Origin of the sequence: Saccharopolyspora shandongensis (assembly GCF_900106995.1) — a bacterium.
GTDB classification, from domain to species: Bacteria; Actinomycetota; Actinomycetes; order Mycobacteriales; family Pseudonocardiaceae; genus Saccharopolyspora; species Saccharopolyspora shandongensis.
Map to the genome: position 1 here is coordinate 15,382 of NZ_FNOK01000066.1, position 16,556 is coordinate 31,937.

Annotated in this window: 10 protein-coding genes; 2 read left to right on the forward strand and 8 right to left on the reverse strand. The window is 67.9% G+C overall.

Features of this window, described 5'->3' with window-relative positions; genetic code table 11:
* Positions 1–83: 83 nt before the first annotated feature.
* From BLW84_RS39850 to eccCa, 6 genes are all read right to left on the reverse strand, one after another.
* Positions 84–686, reverse strand: coding sequence for a hypothetical protein (locus BLW84_RS39850; protein ID WP_093276737.1), 603 nt, complete (start codon positions 684–686; stop codon positions 84–86).
* Between the two features lie 428 nt (positions 687–1,114).
* Positions 1,115–1,384, reverse strand: a complete 270-nt coding sequence (locus BLW84_RS39855; protein ID WP_093276739.1) for a methyltransferase — start codon at positions 1,382–1,384, stop codon at positions 1,115–1,117.
* 300 nt (positions 1,385–1,684) lie between these two features.
* Positions 1,685–2,260 carry a sigma-70 family RNA polymerase sigma factor gene (locus BLW84_RS39860; protein ID WP_093276742.1) on the reverse strand — a complete coding sequence of 192 codons (576 nt, stop codon included), beginning with the start codon at positions 2,258–2,260 and terminating at the stop codon, positions 1,685–1,687.
* A 554-nt stretch (positions 2,261–2,814) separates the two neighbouring features.
* Positions 2,815–5,712 carry an ATP-binding protein gene (locus BLW84_RS39865; RefSeq protein WP_245761711.1) on the reverse strand — a complete coding sequence of 966 codons (2,898 nt, stop codon included), beginning with the start codon at positions 5,710–5,712 and terminating at the stop codon, positions 2,815–2,817.
* A 392-nt stretch (positions 5,713–6,104) separates the two neighbouring features.
* On the reverse strand, positions 6,105–7,235 hold the full coding sequence (locus BLW84_RS39870) for a S8 family serine peptidase (protein WP_093276749.1): 1,131 nt from the start codon (positions 7,233–7,235) through the stop codon (positions 6,105–6,107).
* Positions 7,232–11,218 carry a type VII secretion protein EccCa gene (eccCa, locus tag BLW84_RS39875; protein ID WP_218157655.1) on the reverse strand — a complete coding sequence of 1,329 codons (3,987 nt, stop codon included), beginning with the start codon at positions 11,216–11,218 and terminating at the stop codon, positions 7,232–7,234. Before eccCa ends, BLW84_RS39870 begins: the two co-directional genes overlap by 4 nt.
* A 352-nt stretch (positions 11,219–11,570) precedes the next feature.
* On the opposite strand from eccCa, the gene BLW84_RS39880 reads away from it, so the two are divergent.
* Complete coding sequence (locus BLW84_RS39880; protein WP_218157656.1) at positions 11,571–12,725, forward strand: glycoside hydrolase family 88/105 protein; 1,155 nt, start codon at positions 11,571–11,573, stop codon at positions 12,723–12,725.
* Here the strand turns inward: BLW84_RS39880 and BLW84_RS39885 are convergent.
* Positions 12,694–14,478 (reverse strand): hypothetical protein, encoded by a 1,785-nt coding sequence (locus BLW84_RS39885; RefSeq protein ID WP_093276751.1) that lies wholly within the window; start codon positions 14,476–14,478, stop codon positions 12,694–12,696. The genes BLW84_RS39880 and BLW84_RS39885 overlap by 32 nt on opposite strands.
* 143 nt (positions 14,479–14,621) lie before the next feature.
* On the opposite strand from BLW84_RS39885, the gene BLW84_RS39890 reads away from it, so the two are divergent.
* On the forward strand, positions 14,622–15,623 hold the full coding sequence (locus tag BLW84_RS39890) for a LacI family DNA-binding transcriptional regulator (protein WP_245761712.1): 1,002 nt from the start codon (positions 14,622–14,624) through the stop codon (positions 15,621–15,623).
* A gap of 108 nt (positions 15,624–15,731) precedes the next feature.
* Here the strand turns inward: BLW84_RS39890 and BLW84_RS39895 are convergent, their stop codons facing one another.
* Positions 15,732–16,412 carry a methyltransferase domain-containing protein gene (locus BLW84_RS39895; RefSeq protein ID WP_093276768.1) on the reverse strand — a complete coding sequence of 227 codons (681 nt, stop codon included), beginning with the start codon at positions 16,410–16,412 and terminating at the stop codon, positions 15,732–15,734.
* Between the last annotated feature and the right edge of the window lie 144 nt (positions 16,413–16,556).

Below are 16,556 nucleotides of genomic sequence, written 5' to 3' on the forward strand. Positions count from 1 at the left end.
GGTCATTAGGCGGTGTGCTCGTCGGAACCGACGCCCATGTCCACCACGTCGGCCACGCGCGGGTCATCCTCCAGGTCCTTCGGTCACGCGCGATGTGCCGGCCTCCGGGGTATAGGCGATTCCTGTGACCTTCGGGCGTTCGGCAGTCTGTCGACGACCGGGGCATCGTCCGCGGTGTCGCATTGCGACGGCCCGGGCTTGAACAGTTGGAGATAGACGATCTCGTCGACGGCCGCGACCAGCTCACCGGCCATCGTGACCGTCGCCGCCACGCGCAATACCTGTCGGCCGTTGGCATCGACCGTTGAGACGCGGGTGATGTCATGGGTGTGCCGCCGCATCCCGTGGCGGCTTAGGATCTTACCGAGCGGGACCTTCTTGGACTCCAGCGATTGCCGGGCTTCCGGGTGCAGCCGGTCCTCGACCACGACGGCTCGTACCTCGGCCACCCGCTGCCGAAAGCCGGTCGATTCCCGTTCGAGATAACCGCGTCGGTGTAACGCCTTGCTGCCTGCCGAAACATCCAGTGCCGCAGCATGTTCGGGCGTGACGAGGCAGTACTCGTGGCACAACGAGACATAGTCAACCCGGCTGTTCAGCCAGTGGGCAACGGTTTCGGTGAAACTGTCCGTATCACGAAGCCAGGTGCTGAGAGTCCGTATCTGCTCCGTTAGGTCGTCTTGCATTGCCGAGGACCTCTTTTCCTTTACGGGGCGCGAACTTTGCGGCATGGAGAACGAGGTAGTGGTGACCGGATGACTTCACACAGTCGTGTCGAGCCAGTCCTGGATCACGCGGCTTCGGGGATGAGAGGATGAACACGTTGGCGAGCAGTCGCAGTCTTGCTCAGTTAGCAAAGGCAGCGCCACTCAAGTGGGGCAAACATGCAAGCTGTGTGGTTCAGAAGGGCACGGAGGGCGGTCAAAACCAGCCCCGCAGCGTCCAGCAGCTGACGGTACTCGGCCGCCGTGCGCTGTCGGCCTCCCACCATCATCATCAAGTGCAGATCCGGCCAGTCCTGGACTCGAACATGTCTCCCGCGACGAATCCGCACGCCCGCGCTCCACAGCGCTCGGCAATGTTCTTCTCGGCTAGGGGAGGACGTGCGGTAGATCTAACAGCACACCGCGAATACCGGATATCGCCGCAGGACACTCGCCAGCAGGTCGCCCGCTCCCCCGGCAACGTCGACGACCGTGCGCGCTGAGGAGAAGTCGAACCGGACCGGTACCTTGTCCAGGAAGGCGTTCCCTGCGTTCATCACGTGCTGAAGGCCGGAGCGGAACTCCTCGCAGGTACGCAGATACTCGCCGAGCGACTGGCCGTAGGCACGCTCGAAGGCAGGGACCCCCTCAGCAATCGCGGGCAGCGCGGCGCACCCCACGCTGAGTAGAACTCCTGACCGTAGATGTCACACATGTGGCGCATCGAGCCATTTACGGTGGCACGCAACAGATTCCCGCTCGGTCAAGCGATAGCCCGTTACCTCGTCTCCGGAGAAGACATCAAGCGATACCAGTAGCCGCAGCAGCCGCAGCAAGCGGTCGGCTGCCGGTTGTCGGCCAGCCCAAGGCGCGCGGCTACCGAGACGGAGACCCGACGGCGTCTGAGGTTCCGACTCGCACCGCCACGCAAGACGAGTTTGGAAACAGCATCTATGGGGCCCAGCACGCCCCCGCTAGGCTCATGCTACGAGTTCGGTTGGCTCCACCGATGTCTTCAGCTTGCGGAGTGCGTAGTGCAGGCGGGATTTGACCGTGCCTACGGGAATTCCGAGGACGTCGGCTGCGCCGGCCGCAGTCCGGTCGGCGAAGTACACTTCGTAGAGCACGCTGCGGTGTTCCGGGATGAGCTCTAGCAGCACATTGGCCACCGACATCGATGTGAGCACGTCGTCCGAGTGGTCTCCCAGGATGCCGACCCCGACGCCCGCGGACTCCTCGACCTCGTCGGGACGTGCCCGGCGAGCACGGATCTTGTCGATGGCGATGTTCCGCGCTACCTTTTTCAGCCAGCCCCAGGCCGAACCGAGTTCGGGACGGCTGAGCGCGTCGGCGTGCCGCCAGGCGCGCACCATCGTCTCCTGGACGATGTCCTCGGCCTGGTACGGATCGGAGATAATCCGGCTGACGTAGAGCTGCAGAGCCGCGAAATAGTCGCCGTAGAGCTGATTGACCACGGATTGCGGGTCGGGAGCGGGGCCGTACGACTCGCTGGCGCGTGCCTTGTCCTCCCGGCTTGAGGCGGTGGAATTCACCATGATGACCACTCCTGGTCCAATTCTGCGAGCTGTCCGCGCGACCCGTCGGCGGCGCTGTGACGTACCGCGGTTGTGCTCGATCACTTGCTTGTACGACCAGGTTTCCTCTTGTAGCGAGCCGGAAAATCAGTGAACTCACGTACACCGTCAAATTGGGTAAATAAGGGCAACCAGAAGAACTTCCGCAGGGCCGAATCCGTGACACGAACGTGATGGTCATGACGAGTGAGGGCGCCGTGCCCAAGCAAAGTTGGTCACGGCGCCCTCAACTGCAATGAGCCTTTTTCATCCTGGTCAACCCGCAGCCGCGGGCCCCAAAGGTGCACGTCGATGGGGTGTCGCATGCGCCGCAGGCGCATAGCCCACCTACGACACTTGCACCGCCGCGGGTTCTCAGAGGCTTCCTGGCGAGGACGGCCCCTCCGCCGTGTATTGGACATACATCAGGAGGGGCACCCACAGACCAGGGAGCCTCTGAGGTTCCGCTACCCGCACCGCCACGCAAACTGAGGTTGGAAAAACTGCAATGCCTTTGGGTGGAACGTGGGGTTGATTCAGCCGCAGAGGCGGTCATTTTCGGGCATTGGCAGTGGAACGTGTTGGTCGAGGCTCGGCTGCCGGGCGGCTTCGATGGCGATCTCGACCCGAGAGCGCGCCCCAAGCTTGGCTAGGATACGCGAAACGTGCACCTCAATGGTTCGCCTGGACGCGAAGAGAATCGCCGCGATGTCCGCATTGGCGTGGCCTGCCGCGACGAGTCTTGCAACCCTGAGTTCGGTTGGCGTCAGGGCTTCCCACCCGGTGGTCGCACTTCGGCGGCGTGCGCGCAGTCGACGCATCCCGTACGGGCGCAGCCGGGAGTCGGCGCGCAGCAGGTCCCACTTGGCGCCCAGATCGGTGTAGATGCGGGTCGCCTCAACGTATGCAGCGCGGGCAGCACCGAGATCGCCGCGTCTGGCGTGCAGGACGGCGGAATCTTCCAGCGCCTGAGCGCGTTTCAGAGGTTGCTCCATCCGCCGGTAAGCCTCGACGACGACGTCGATCAACGCCGGATCGCCCTCCAGCAGCCCTCGGCAATGTCGAGCTGCCGCCGCGATGGCCGGCGCTGACCCGCAGGCGGCATCGGCTTCGCATGCCTCCGTAGCCCGTACTGCGGTGTCGCGGTCGTCGCGGGCCAGCGCAAGTCGGACCAGCAGCGGAAGCCAGGTGTGCCGGGTACCGGGGTGCTCGTCGCGGGCCAGCGCAGCGCCCAGAGCTGCCGCTGCATCATCTTGACGACCGTCCCTTTCGTACCACGTCGATTGCGCCAGCAGCGCGAACTCCGTGCGGCGGTCCGGGCTTTCGGACACCGCGGCAAGATGTTCTTCCACAGTGTCGCGTTGGTCGCGGTGACTTGCGATGGCCGCTGCCAGGCAACGCAGTCGCGATTGGTGCGTGGCGGCCATCCGGTCGTAGCACTCCATCGCCGCTTCCAGTTCGGCGACCGCTTCGTCCCACCTGCCGGTGGCATGGAAATGCTCGGCAGCACAGAGCCGCGCCGCGCCGCGCCTGGGCGACGTCCCATAACGTTGCACGATGGCCTGCATTTCCCGCACGGTTTGCTCGGCCTTGTCGACCTTGCCGAGTTCGAAGAGCACGCCGCGCAGGTCGGCCAGGATCAGCAGCCGTTGATCGGTGCACTCAGGATCGTTGCCCAACTCGGACAGTGCGCGATCGAATTCGGCAGCCGCCCCGGCCAGATCCCATCGTTGGGCGGAAATCACCCCGGTCGCGTGTAGTGCCAAACCGGTCGCGAACCGGTCGCCGAGCTCCCGTCCCGCGTCGAGCGCTCGTCGGGCCGCCGCCTCCGCGATCTCGACCTGGCCGATGGAAAGCGTGATTCTGGCGAGCAGTCCGTGCAGGCGAGCGATCCAGCGACTATCCATATTGGATGTTCTGCCGGCCTTTCCGGCATGGCTTGGCTTTCCGCCGCCGATGGCGTTTTCGATCACGATCCGGGCCTTGTCGAGCCTGCCCCACATGGTCAGCGACCACGCGAGGAGCCAACTCATCTCGGCAGTGATTTCGGGGTCTCGGGTGTCGGCCAGGATTGCTTCGGCCAGTTCCTCGGCTTCCTCCGTGCGGCCGAGCAGCAGCAGCGCCTCCGCCAACCTGATCCGCAACGGTTCGCGGCGCGGGTCGTCAGGATCCAGTGCGTCTGAAGCGGAGGTGAGCAGGTCGACCGCCAGTTCCGAGGCACGGTGGGCCAGCTTGCGGGCATTGTGCACGAGCCAGTCGACGCCCCAGTCGTCGAGGCCGACGGCGGTCTCGCCGGGGAGAGCAGCGAGCAGGTGCCCGGCAACGTACTCGATCCGGGCGCCGGTGGGGCCCAGTGCGCGGGCCGCCTGGTTGTGCAGTGCGAGTCGAAGCGGGGTCGGAATGCCTTCATACAGTGCCTGCCGGACCACGGTGTGCCGGAATTCCAGTCGGGCACCGGACTCCACCAGGATGCCGGAGGCGATGGCTTGTTCGACGACTCCGGCCAAGTCGGCCACCGAGCGGCCGCACACCGCGCTCAGATCGGCGACCGAGAACGCCGGGCCGAGAAGCGCCGCCATCCGCAACACGCCCCACGTGGTGTCGTCGGCATGGCGCAGCCGAGCCGAAATGGCTGTCGTCAACGATTCGGGCATCCTCGCCAATTCGGAGGTCAGCTCGACGGCGTTCCCCGCCGAACGAGTGAGGTAACCATCACGTTGCAGGGAATTGACGATCTGGTGAACATAACAGGGGTTTCCGGCAGCACCCTGCAGAACCTGTCGCAGCGTCGGCCCTACCGAGTCGGCGTCGAGCAGCTGCCCGGCGAGTTCGGCCGTCGACGCTTCACCGAGGGGGCTCAGCGTGATGACCGAGGTTCGCATGGCGGTCTGGTCGCGACGAATCAGTGCCAGGTCGGGCCGGTGCGGGGCAGGGCCGCAGGCGGCGATCAGCAACAACGGCAGGCGCCCGATCATCCGGCCCAGTCGGTGCCAGACGAGAAGGCTGGCCGCGTCGGCCCACTGGATGTCGTCGATCACCAGTACTACCGGTGCAGTGGTGCACATGCCCTCGATGAGCGCCAACAACCGGTCGGCGGCAACCGTTGACGGGTCGGCGGCGGCACTGGACAGCAGATCGCTGATGGCCCGCCGGTCCGGCTCAGGCGAATTCGGCGTGATACCAAGGCATTCGAGCATGACGAGCAGCGGGCAACGGCGCGCGAACTCGTCGGCGGTTGCCCGGAACACCTGGCAGCCGAGTTCTTCGACGCCGTCCAGCCCGGCTGCCAGCAGCGCCGACTTGCCAATGCCCGGCTCACCGTCGATCCACACCGCTGCGCCGCGTCCCTGTACGACGTGGCGGACTGCGTCCTTGAGACGCCGCACTTCGTTGTCGCGGTCGACCAGGACAGCGCCGTCAGCGAGAGACTCCACGACCCGCTCCTTGCTCGACACTTGCCGTGCCATGCTCCACATGGGTTACACAGCAAAGATTCAGCTGTGCCGTACAGCGGAGTCAAGCTCGATAGGTGTCCTGGACGCGCACTCTGCCTCAACGGGCAAGATGGATGCCCGTTGTGCCTAGCTGGGCCGTTTTGCCGGGTGATCTTTCGCGTTCTCGGGGTTCTGCCGGTCATTGGGGACGCGAGCCTTTGCGGTGCCGTAACGCCCCAACAGCAGCTACCCGTCCACCGCCGCCAAGCCCTCCTCCAGCGAACCTTGTCGGCGGTTTCTTTTTACTGCACGTACACCGGATGCTTTCAGTTCACCGGTAGGAATTCGCGGAACCGCGGGCAAGATGTCTCCATAGTGCCTGCGGGCAGCCATCAGCCCTCCCGTCGTCGCTTTTCTTTGGTGGCGACGATGGCCGGACCCGCGATGAGCAGGGCGACGGCGCCGGCCAGACCGGCGAACAACAGCGCCCGGTTGCCCGGTTCCGGGTCGGGCGGCTCGGGCAGGGGGACCGAGAGGCGTTCGGCGACCGCCTGCACCGGGGGGTCGGTATCGAGGATGGTGGTGACCGCGGCGAACGGGTCGACCACGCCGTAGCCGATGTACTCGTTCGGCAAGCGGCCGGCGGGTTGGTCCGCGGTCTTCTGCAGGCGGTCCACGACCTGCGCCGCGGACAGCGTCCGGTGATAGCTGCGGACCAGGGCGACGGCGCCCGCGGCGTAGCCAACGGCCAGCTCGATACCGGAGCCAACGCGGTTACCCGCACCTGCTGGGGCGATGCCCACCAGGTCGTTCGCGGGCGCTGCCACGTCGGGGGCCGCTCCGTAGGGCAGCTCGGTCAGCGGACCCTCCGCGGCTACCGGCGCCACGGCGACCACGCCGGGATAGCGGGCCGGGAACGCGAGCTGTCCTTTCTTGGGCACCGCAGCCGCCGCGAGCACGACCACGTCCCGGCTCGTCGCGTACTCCACGGCGGCCTTCAGCTCCTCGGTGCCGATGGTGGACACCAGTCCCACGGCGACCACCCGGGCACCGGCGTCGACCGAGGACCGGATCCCGGCCGCGATGTCCCGGGACAGCGCGGCGTGGTCCTGGATTTTGGGCGGGTCGTCGCTGACCCGCACCGGGTAGATGGACGTCCCTGGCGCGATCCCGACGAACGGACCGCGGCCCTGCCGCGCCGCGATCAAGCCCGCGATGAACGTGCCCCGCCCGAAGCAGTCGCCATTGCCGAGCCCGCCGCGCAGGTCCGTCCCGCGCTCGACGGCGCCACTCAACGCCGGAGCGCCCGCGCTCACACCCGTGTCGACCACGGCGACGGTGACCGAGCCCTTGGTCAGCGGCCACACCCGGTCCGCAGCCATTCGCTCCTGGGCCCACGACGTGCGCTCAATGGTCGTCTCCGCCGGTGGCGTGCACTGCCCGGTCGGCCCTTGCGCGAACGCGACCGGAGCTGCCGACACCGCGAACAGCGCCGCTGCGGCGACGGCCAGTACTCGTCTCATTCCGGGACCTCCGTCCAGCCGATCTGCAGCCCGATGCCCTCCCGGCGGGTGGCCAGCACCGCGCGTCCCGGCGGCAACGACCGTCCCCGCGAGCCGTTGAGCAGCGGCATCTCCCCCGGCGGCATGGACAGCGTCAGCTCCGGGGTGTTGGACTCCTGCATGCGCCGGATGCAGGACTCCATGCTGGTGCGCCCGGCGCCGGCCGCCGCGCGAGAGACGACCAGGTGCAGGCCGATGTCGCCGGCCTGTGGGATCAGCTCCACCATCGGGTCCAGCGGCCCGCCCATGCCGCTCGTCAGCAGGTCGTAGTCGTCGACGAGGACGAAGTACTCCGGGCCGCTCCACCAGTCCCGCTTGCGCAGCTGAGCGGGGGTGATGTCGGCGCCGGGAATCCGTTCCCGCAACCGCGCCGCGAGGTTCTGGGCGAGCTCCTCGGCGGCCTGCTTGGCCACGGCAATCCCTTCGCGGTACTCCTCCGGCACCGACTCCACCAGCGTCCGCCGCGGGTCGATCACCACGATGCGAACGTCGTCCGGGCTGTTGACGCGCGTGACGGCCTGCGCGATGAGCCGTAGAGCCGCCGTCTTCCCGCTGCCGGTGTCGCCGACGACCGTGAGGTGCGGATTGGTGCGGAAGTCGTGCCACACCGGCTGCAGGTCGAGCTCCCCGGAACCGAGCGGGACACGCGGCCCCGGCTCCGTGTCCGGCAGCTCCTCGGCGGGGACCACCGAAGGCAACATCCGCACGGCAGGCGCGGCGGGTCCGCGCCACGTCTCCCGGATCGCCTGCACCAGGTCGCGAGTCGCCTCCGCCAGCCCTTCGGTGGTGGGCATTCCGTCGATGCGCGGCACGCCACCGAGGAAATGCCGCTGGTCGGCCGTCAGACCGCGGCCGGGAATCTGCGGCACCAACGCGGCCGCCCGCATGTTGATCATGGAGTCGATGGAGTCACCGAGCCGCAGCTCCAACCTGGTGCCGAGCTGGTCACGCAACGCGCTGTGCACGTCCGACCAGCGGTTCGCGGTGATCATCAGGTGCACGCCGTAGGCCAGCCCGCGCTGCGCGAGCTGCCGCAGCGTCATGTCGTGCTGTTCGTAGTCGGTTCGCAGCGAGCCCCAGCCGTCCACGACCAGGAACACGTCGCCGTGCGGCTCGTCGGCGAACTCCCCGGCGGCACGCCGCGCACGATACGACGCCATGCCTTCCACCCGATGTTCGGTGAACAGCCGCTCGCGGTGGGTCAGCATCGTCTGCACCTCGGCGATCGTGCGGGCGACCTGCTCCTCCTGCATCCGGCTGGCGATACCGCCGACATGCGGCAATCGCTCGAGAGCGGAGAGCGTCCCGCCGCCGAAGTCCAGGCAGTAGAACTGAATTTCGGACGGCGAGTGGGTGAGCGCGAGCGCGGTGATCAGAGTCCGCAGCAGGGTGCTCTTGCCCGACTGCGGACCGCCGGCGATACCGACGTTGCCGCCCGCGCCCGCGAGGTCGACCAGGTGCACGTCACGCAGCTGTTCGAACGGCTTGTCGACCACGCCGACCGGAACCTCAAGGCGACCGCACCCCGGCCAGCTCTGCGCGACGAGCCCGCGCACCGGATCCGGCACCAGCGGCGGCAGCAGGTGGTCCAGCGCCGGCGGGTTCTCCAGCGGCGGCAGCCACACCTGGTGCGCCGGCGGGCCGTGGTCGATCAGCTTCTCCACGGCCACGTCCAGCACCGATTCGCCGCTGGCCGCGCGGTCGACACCGGTGTCGTTGTTGTCCTTTTCGTCGTCCTGGGCAGGCGGCGGCGGAGCGGGCGGTTCGTCGCGAGCCAGTCTGGCCATGCCGAACGGGACGACCTGGCGCCGCACCTCCTCCTGGCGCTCCTCACGGGTGCGCCGACGGTGCTGGCCGGACACGTACGCGGCCTTGAACCGGATCAGCGTGGACACGTCCGTGCGGATGTATCCATTACCGGGAGAGGCGGGCAGTTGGTAGGCGTCGGGAACACCGATCACCGAGCGGCTCTCCATCGCGGAGAACGTGCGCAGGCTGATCCGGTACGACAAATGGCTTTCCAGCTTGTGAATGCGGCCGTCGTCGAGGCGCTGGCTGGCCAGCAGCAGGTGCACGCCGAGTGAGCGGCCCAGCCGGCCGATCATGACGAACAACTCGGCGAAGTCCGGGTTGGCCGCCAACAGCTCGCTGAACTCGTCGACGATGACGAACAACGTCGGCAGCGGGTCCAGCGGGGTGCCCGACAGCCGCGCCTTCTCGTAGTCCAGCAGCGAGGCGTAGTTGCCCGCCGAACGCAGCAGCTCCTGCCGACGCACCAGCTCACCGTGCAGGGCGTCCTGCATGCGGGTGACCAGCGGCGCCTCGTCGGCCAGGTTCGTGATCATCGCCGACACGTGCGGCAGCCCGTCCAGCCCCAGGAACGTGGCACCGCCCTTGAAGTCGACCAGGACGAAGTTGAGGGTCTCCGACGAGTGGGTCATCGCCATGCCGAGCACCATGGTGCGCAGCAGTTCCGACTTGCCGGACCCGGTGGCGCCGATGAGCAGCCCGTGCGGGCCCATCCCGCCCTGTGCGGACTCCTTGATGTCCAGCTCGACCGGGGTGCCGTCCTCCGCGATGCCGATCGGGATGCGCAGCCGGTCGCGGGTCAGGCCGTTGCGCGCGATCGTCTGCGGGTGCCATTCGTCCAGGTCGGACACCCCGAGCAGCCGAGGCAGCTCGAAGTTGACCAGCATCGGCTCGGAGACGTCGGTGGTGGTGCCGCCGAGGCGATACGGCGCGACGACCCGCGCGAGTGCCGCCGACCGCGGCAGGCTGAGCAGGTCCGGGGTGCACAGCCGGGTACGGATCTCCTTGCCGGTGCGGCTGGTGCGCACCATCTCGACCTGCTCCTTCGTCACGTCCAGCCGCAGCGCGGACGTACCGACGTTGCCTTCGACGGCATCGCTGAGATCCAGCACGATCGAGTTGCGGTAGCCGGTGCCTGCCAGCCGCGACTCACCGGGAACGGAGACGCCGTCCAGCACGATCACCACGTAGGGCTCGTCGCGATTGGGCGACGCGGCGGCTTCGAACCGACCGCGCTCGCCGAGCTCGGTGTCGAGCAGGTCGGTCAGTGCGTCCACCCCGTCGGCGAGGAGCCGCACCTGCCCGGCGTCGTCCTGCTCCAGCGGGTGCTGCGCGTGCGGCAGCCACTTCACCCACTCCCACAGCGACGCACGATCCTGGCTCGCGCACACCGCCACCCGCAGGTCTTCCGGCGAATGGAAGGTGATGAGCTGGGCGATCATCGACCGGACGGTGCCTCGGATGGCGTCTTCGTCCCCGCTGAACCGGATCTTGAAGAACCCCCGGAGGAACAGCGCGGTCGGCAGGTTGGCGACGCTGGTGTAGGCGTTGATGAACCGCCGCAGTGATCTGGCCGCGAGGGGTTCAAGATCCTGGATGGGCTTGCTGGATGGGGGCGTCATCTTCAGCGCCAGCCGCTGCGAGCCGGTGCCGAGCCGCACCTCGGCGAAGTCCACGTGCGCCGCGCGGCGCTCCCACAGGCGGCCGGTCATCGCGACCGACCACAGCGCCGCCGGATCCGGATGCCGCCAGGCGAGGGCGGCGCGCTGGCTGGACGCTGCGGTGCGGACCTGCTTCCGGACCTGGCCGAGGTAGCGGAGGTAGTCCTTGCGGTCGCCGCGCAACTTCTGACGGCGCTCCACACCCCCGCGGGTGACCTGCATCAACACCATGAAGACGGCCATGAGCAGCATGAGGCCGAACATCCCGAGGCCGAGCATCGGGTTCATCCTGCCCATGTAGATGAGCATGAACACGCCGGTGCCCAGCATCATCGGGATCATCATCAGCGAAGAGAGGATGTCCTTGCCGCCGCTGGCTTCCGGCAGCGTCGGCGGTTCCTCCAACGCGAGCTCGCCGGTCGGCATCTCCGGCGGCTTCTCCCGCCCTGGGCGGCGGAACAGGGTCGTTGTCATCGCGGTCGGCTCCTCACGCCATCCGTACACCGGACACACGTCGGGCAGACCGCGAGTAGTTCAGCATCGAGAATCCGGATGTCCCGGCAAAGCCTCGACGAGGCGTCGTCCGGGCCGCGAGGTTGACGTACGGCGAAGTCCAGCTGAACCAAATCGGTGGTCACATGCGTGCACTGACGGGCTCGAGCAGTTCCGCGATCTCGCGACCCGCTACGCCAAACGGGCCGTCTACTACCAGGCCGTTCCAGATAATGACGATTAGCTTGTTGACCAGCATTTTCCAGCGGCACCAGAGTGAGAGCGATCTCATTGGACCACCCGCTGGGGGCTTATGATGTCAAGACTGCGCGTAGTGCTCGTAGTGCTGGCTCTCCTCCTGCTACTTCCGCCACCCACTCCCGCGTTCGCCGCGACCACGGCCGAAGGCGGGCCGAACCTCGACTCACTGTCCGTCGACAACGGCGCCACCGCGCCGAGTCCAAGCGACTGGTCCACCGCGGTGGTGGACTCGACGATGGCGCGACGGCCCGCCACGTCGCTCGGCCTCGGCTACACCGACGCGTTGTTCCTGCACGCGGCTTTCCAGGTCTACCAACGCACTCACGACACCCGCTACCTCAACTATGTCAAGGCGTGGGGTTCGGCGCGTGTCGCTACGGACGGCAGCACGGGCAACACGTACAACGACCTCGACAGCATGCTCGTGGGCAACGTCTTCCTCGACCTCGCGCCGGCCACCGGCGATTCGCGCTACCGCCTGGCCGCGAACAGGATCGTCAAGCGGGTCGCGACCTTCCCGCGAACCAGCGACGGCGCCCTGATCCACAACGTCGCGTTCACCGGTCAACTCTGGTCGGACGGTGCCTTCATGGCACAGCCGTTCCTGGCTCGCGCAGGTGACCACACCGGCCCGCCGCGTCAGCTGCTGACCTACTTCGAGCACTTGCGCAACGAAGACGCCCTGCTGCGCCACGCCTATGACGAGACCGGCCGCTCCGAGTGGGCCGACACCAGCGGGCGCTCGCCGGAGGTGTGGTGCCGGGCGGTCGGGTGGTTCGGCATGGCCACCGTCGACGTGCTCGAAGAACTTCCGCGCACGCATCCGGACCGGGCCGCGCTCGTCGAGATTGTCCGGTACCTCGCGGACGGCTACCGGCGCTGGCAGGATCCCGCAACCGGCCGGTGGTTCCAGCTGCCCGTCAAACCGGGTCTGGCAGGCAACTGGACCGAGACATCGTGCTCGGCGATGTTCACCTACACCCTCGCGCGGGCGGTCGAGCGAGGCTACGTGAGCCCGGCGTTCTGGCCGGTGGCGCAACGCGGGTACCGCGGCGTACTGGCGAAGGTGTCCATCGGCTCGGACGGCCGGACCAGGATCTCCGACGTCGTGATCGGCACGAACGTCGGCGATGCCCGGTACTACCTGGAGCGCCCGCGAATGGACAACGACTTCCACGGGCTCGGCGCGTTCCTGATCATGAACGAAGAGCTGAGATCGTCACGGTGAACGTGCCGTCGTGCGGCACGGTGAGGATGTGCATCCGGCGGCCGGGGTAGGTGATCGAGGCGGGCCTGATCGCGGGCTGCCGCGGCTGTGCCCAGTCGAATCGCAGCACCACCCGGCCGCGGGTGAGCGTCAGCCCTCGCGCGTCGAGTGCGACGGTGTCGGAGTCCTTCACCACCAACGGGATCTGCTCGGTTGCCGGTGCGTTCGCCCGCACCGACCTGGTCATCTGGTCGGGCTGCACGGTCACGTCGGTGACGACCGAGCCGCTCGCGGTGCGGTAGCGGAACCGGTACGGCTCGCCGCCCAGGAACTCCGCCTGCTGCGGTCCGTTCGCGTCCGGCACGTGGCCCGGGAAGACCGTCGCCCAGCAGGCGTGGTCGTTGTTGTTCATCGACTGGACGACCGTGCCCGCCACCGGGTGCCACAGGAACGTCAGACCGGTGCGGGCCAGCGAGGTCGCGCGCCTCGTGCCGAAGTAGCCGCCGAGGTAGAACTGCGGCCTGCGCAGGAACAGGAAGTTCTGCCCCTGGTCGCTGCGGATCTCGGTGAAGTGCGCCCGGCGGTATGGAAGTTCCGCGATCGCGGCCGTGCGCTGGGCACGGGTTGGATAGCGCTCGCCGTAGATCGAGTGGCTGAGGATGCGCGGTGAGGTGTCGGGTTTGACGAGTGCGGGCACCGGTGCCGGGTCCGCCGCCCAGGCCGCCCGTGCGGCGGCGAGGTCTTCGCGGCTGGACAGGAACGCGGACAAGTTCGGCACCACCGGCACGAACTGGTTGTTCAGCGCGGTACGTTCCGGGTCCGGCCGCACGTCGGCGTAGAACCGCGACGTGGTGCGGGAGTTCGGGGCGACATTGGCGAACCAGCCGGAGCCGTCGGGTTCGCGCAGCAGGTTGTAGCCGAGCCAGTCGGTGTACCGGCGCGTCATCGTGACGAGGTTGGCGTCGTTGGACTGGCGCCACGCGTCGGCCATCTCCGGCAGCATCACCTCGAAGTTGTAGTTGGTGTCCGCGCCGGTCTCCTCGTAGAAGAAGCCCGCGGGACTCTGCCCGTTCGCGGCAAGGCGCGCGAACGCCTCGGTCAACCGCTGTCGCAGCGAGGGATCGGGGGCCTGGTTCAGCGCGAGCGCGGCGCCGGCGAGCCCGGCGGTGACCTGGTTCGCGTAGTGGATCGTGGGCTGCCAGACGCGACCGTTGGCCGGGTTGAGGAGCCACGTCATCGCTCTGCTCAGCGCCGAGGTGATCTGCGCCTGGCGTTGCGTCATGACGTTCGCCTTGCGCAGCAGGGCGTTGGTCTTGCTCAGGTACCCCATCGCGAAGCCGGTGGCGGCGAGCGAGTGCTCGGTCGGCGAGTACTCCGGCCACGAGCCGTCGGCGTGCTGCAACCCCAGGTAGTGCCCGAGCCCGGCGTCGAGCGCGGCGAGCAGATCCGCGTTGCCCCGGTACGGGTTCCACGTGCGGGACTGCGTGGCGAACCAGGCGAGCGTGTAGACGTGCTCCTGGACGCGGGCGTTGTACGACACCGCCGGGCTGCGCCACCAGCCTCCGGCGAAGAAGCCGCTCGAGTCCATGTCGGCGACCATCGGCGAGACCGCTCTGAGGTACGGCGCGAACCGCTGCTCCTCGGGTGCGAACAGGCGCCGGATCGGTGTGGTGGGCGGCGGCGCGGGCAGTGCGAGTGCGCGGGCCGGCAATGCGGCGAGCAGTCCGAGAGCGGCGGCGCCGGTCATCAGGCTGCGACGGCTGAACGTAGTCACGGGCCTACCTCCTTGTGGCCTGGTAACCGTCGTCGGCTCGGCAGCCGCAGGTCAAGATGATAATTCGAATTATTAGTGCTTGACGACACGTGGGCCGACGACGCAAAATCCCTGCCAATTCGAATTGGCAAGCGGGGGTGCTCGTGGCCCGACGGCTCACCCAGCGGGACATCGCCAGGATGGCAGGAGTCAGCCAGGCCACGGTGTCGCTGGTGCTCAACAACCGGCGGGACGGCAACGTCCGGATCGCGCCGGAAACCCGTGCGCAGGTGCTGGAGGTGATTCGGAAGACCGGCTACGTCGCGAACCCGATCGCCCGCAGACTGCACGACCGGCGCAACCGCATCCTCGGCGTGTTCACCTACGAGGCGGTGTTCCCGAGCACCCGCGCGAACTTCTACCAGCCGTTCCTCGAAGGCATCGAGGAACGGGCCGAGGATGTCGGCTGTGACCTGTTGCTGTTCACCAGCGCCAAGGCCGCTGGGGCGCGGCGGCGGATCTTCAGCGACGACAGCCGGGTGCGGCTCGCCGACGGCAGTCTGCTGCTCGGTCGCACGGTCGACCGCGACGACCTGGCCCAGCTGCTCGCCGAAGGCATCCCGTACGTCTCCATCGGACGACGCGACGACGCGGGCGGCCCGGTGCCGCACGTCGGCGCCGACTACCGCACCGCGGTGCGAGACCTGGTGGACCGCGCGGTCGCGCTCGGCCACCGCGGGTTCGCGTACGTGGGGCCCGGTGCGGGCGCGGAGTCGTCCGCGGATCGGCTGCAAGGCTTCCACGAAGCCGTTGCCGCACATGGCGTCCAAGGGGTGCATGTGCAGACCGCACGGCTCGACCAGCTGCGCGAAGTGGGCGTCACCGCCGTGCTCACCGAAGAGGTGTCGGACGGGGCCGCGATCGTGCTCGCCGGACGCGCGCGCGGGCTCTCCGTGCCGGGCGACCTCGCCGTGCTCTCGCTCGGCGCCGCTACCCGGCCGGCACCGGACGACGTGGCGCTTACCGGTTTCCGCATCCCCAGGCGCGAGATGGGGCGCCGGGCGGTGCAGGCGCTGACCGAGGTACTCGAACACGGCACCACACCGCAGGAACTGCTCCCGTGCAAGTTCGTCGAGGGCGCGACGCTGGGCGCACCACGCCTTTGACCCAGCGGAACCGTTGCTCGACCGCACCACGGACGTCGTCGTTGGCAACGGACTCGGCGGTGTCGCCGTCGCGCTCGCGTTGCTGCGCGCGGCCACCCCCTCCCGCACCTAACGCTTGACCGCCTGGAGCAGCTGGAACGTCACCGCGACGTGGCCTGAATGGCGGGTCTCACCCCGGTATTCGGTGAACTCAAGCCCCAATTCGGCGGCGATTCGGTCGAGCCACACGCGGTCGCCGAGGCTATTGAAGCCCAGCAACAACACCCCACCGGGCGTGAGCCGCTGCATGCCCTCCGCCAGGTAGCGTCGGTGCGCGCGGTACTCGCGGTCGAAGATGGCGTGCTCGATGTCGTGCGAGTAGTCGAAGTGCTCGGGCGTTGGGATGACGTTGGAGTTCCAGAAGATGACGTCGAAGCGATCGTCCCGGTCGAGCGGGCCGAACAGGTCGCCCTGGTGGACGGACACGCGGTCACCGACGCCGTGCCGGGTGGCGTTGAGCGCGGTGTTCGCTGCTGCTTGTCCGCTGATATCGACGGCGGCCACCCGCGCGCAGCCGCGCAGCGCGGCCAGCACAGCCGTAACGCCCGCCCCGCACCCGATCTCCAGGAACGAGCCTCCCGCCGGGTAAGGGAGCCAGTCGGAGAACAGCTCGGTCGAAGCCGTGTGGATGGGAGCGAACACCTCCGGCAGGAGGTGCCAGCTGTAGCCGAGGAGGTCGAACTCGGCGGGCCGGTCGGTGGCGTCGAGGTGTCGGGCCACAAGCTGGAAGCCGACGTCCAACTCGGCCATCTTCCGCACCGCGGAGCGCTTGTGGTTTCTGTTCCTCGACAGCTCAGAAACCTAGACACAGCAACGACGTGCCCCTTCTCGCGGGCCAACTACCACCCACACATCAGTACGAAGAGCCTGTAATAAGGGGCCATCCCCGGTGTT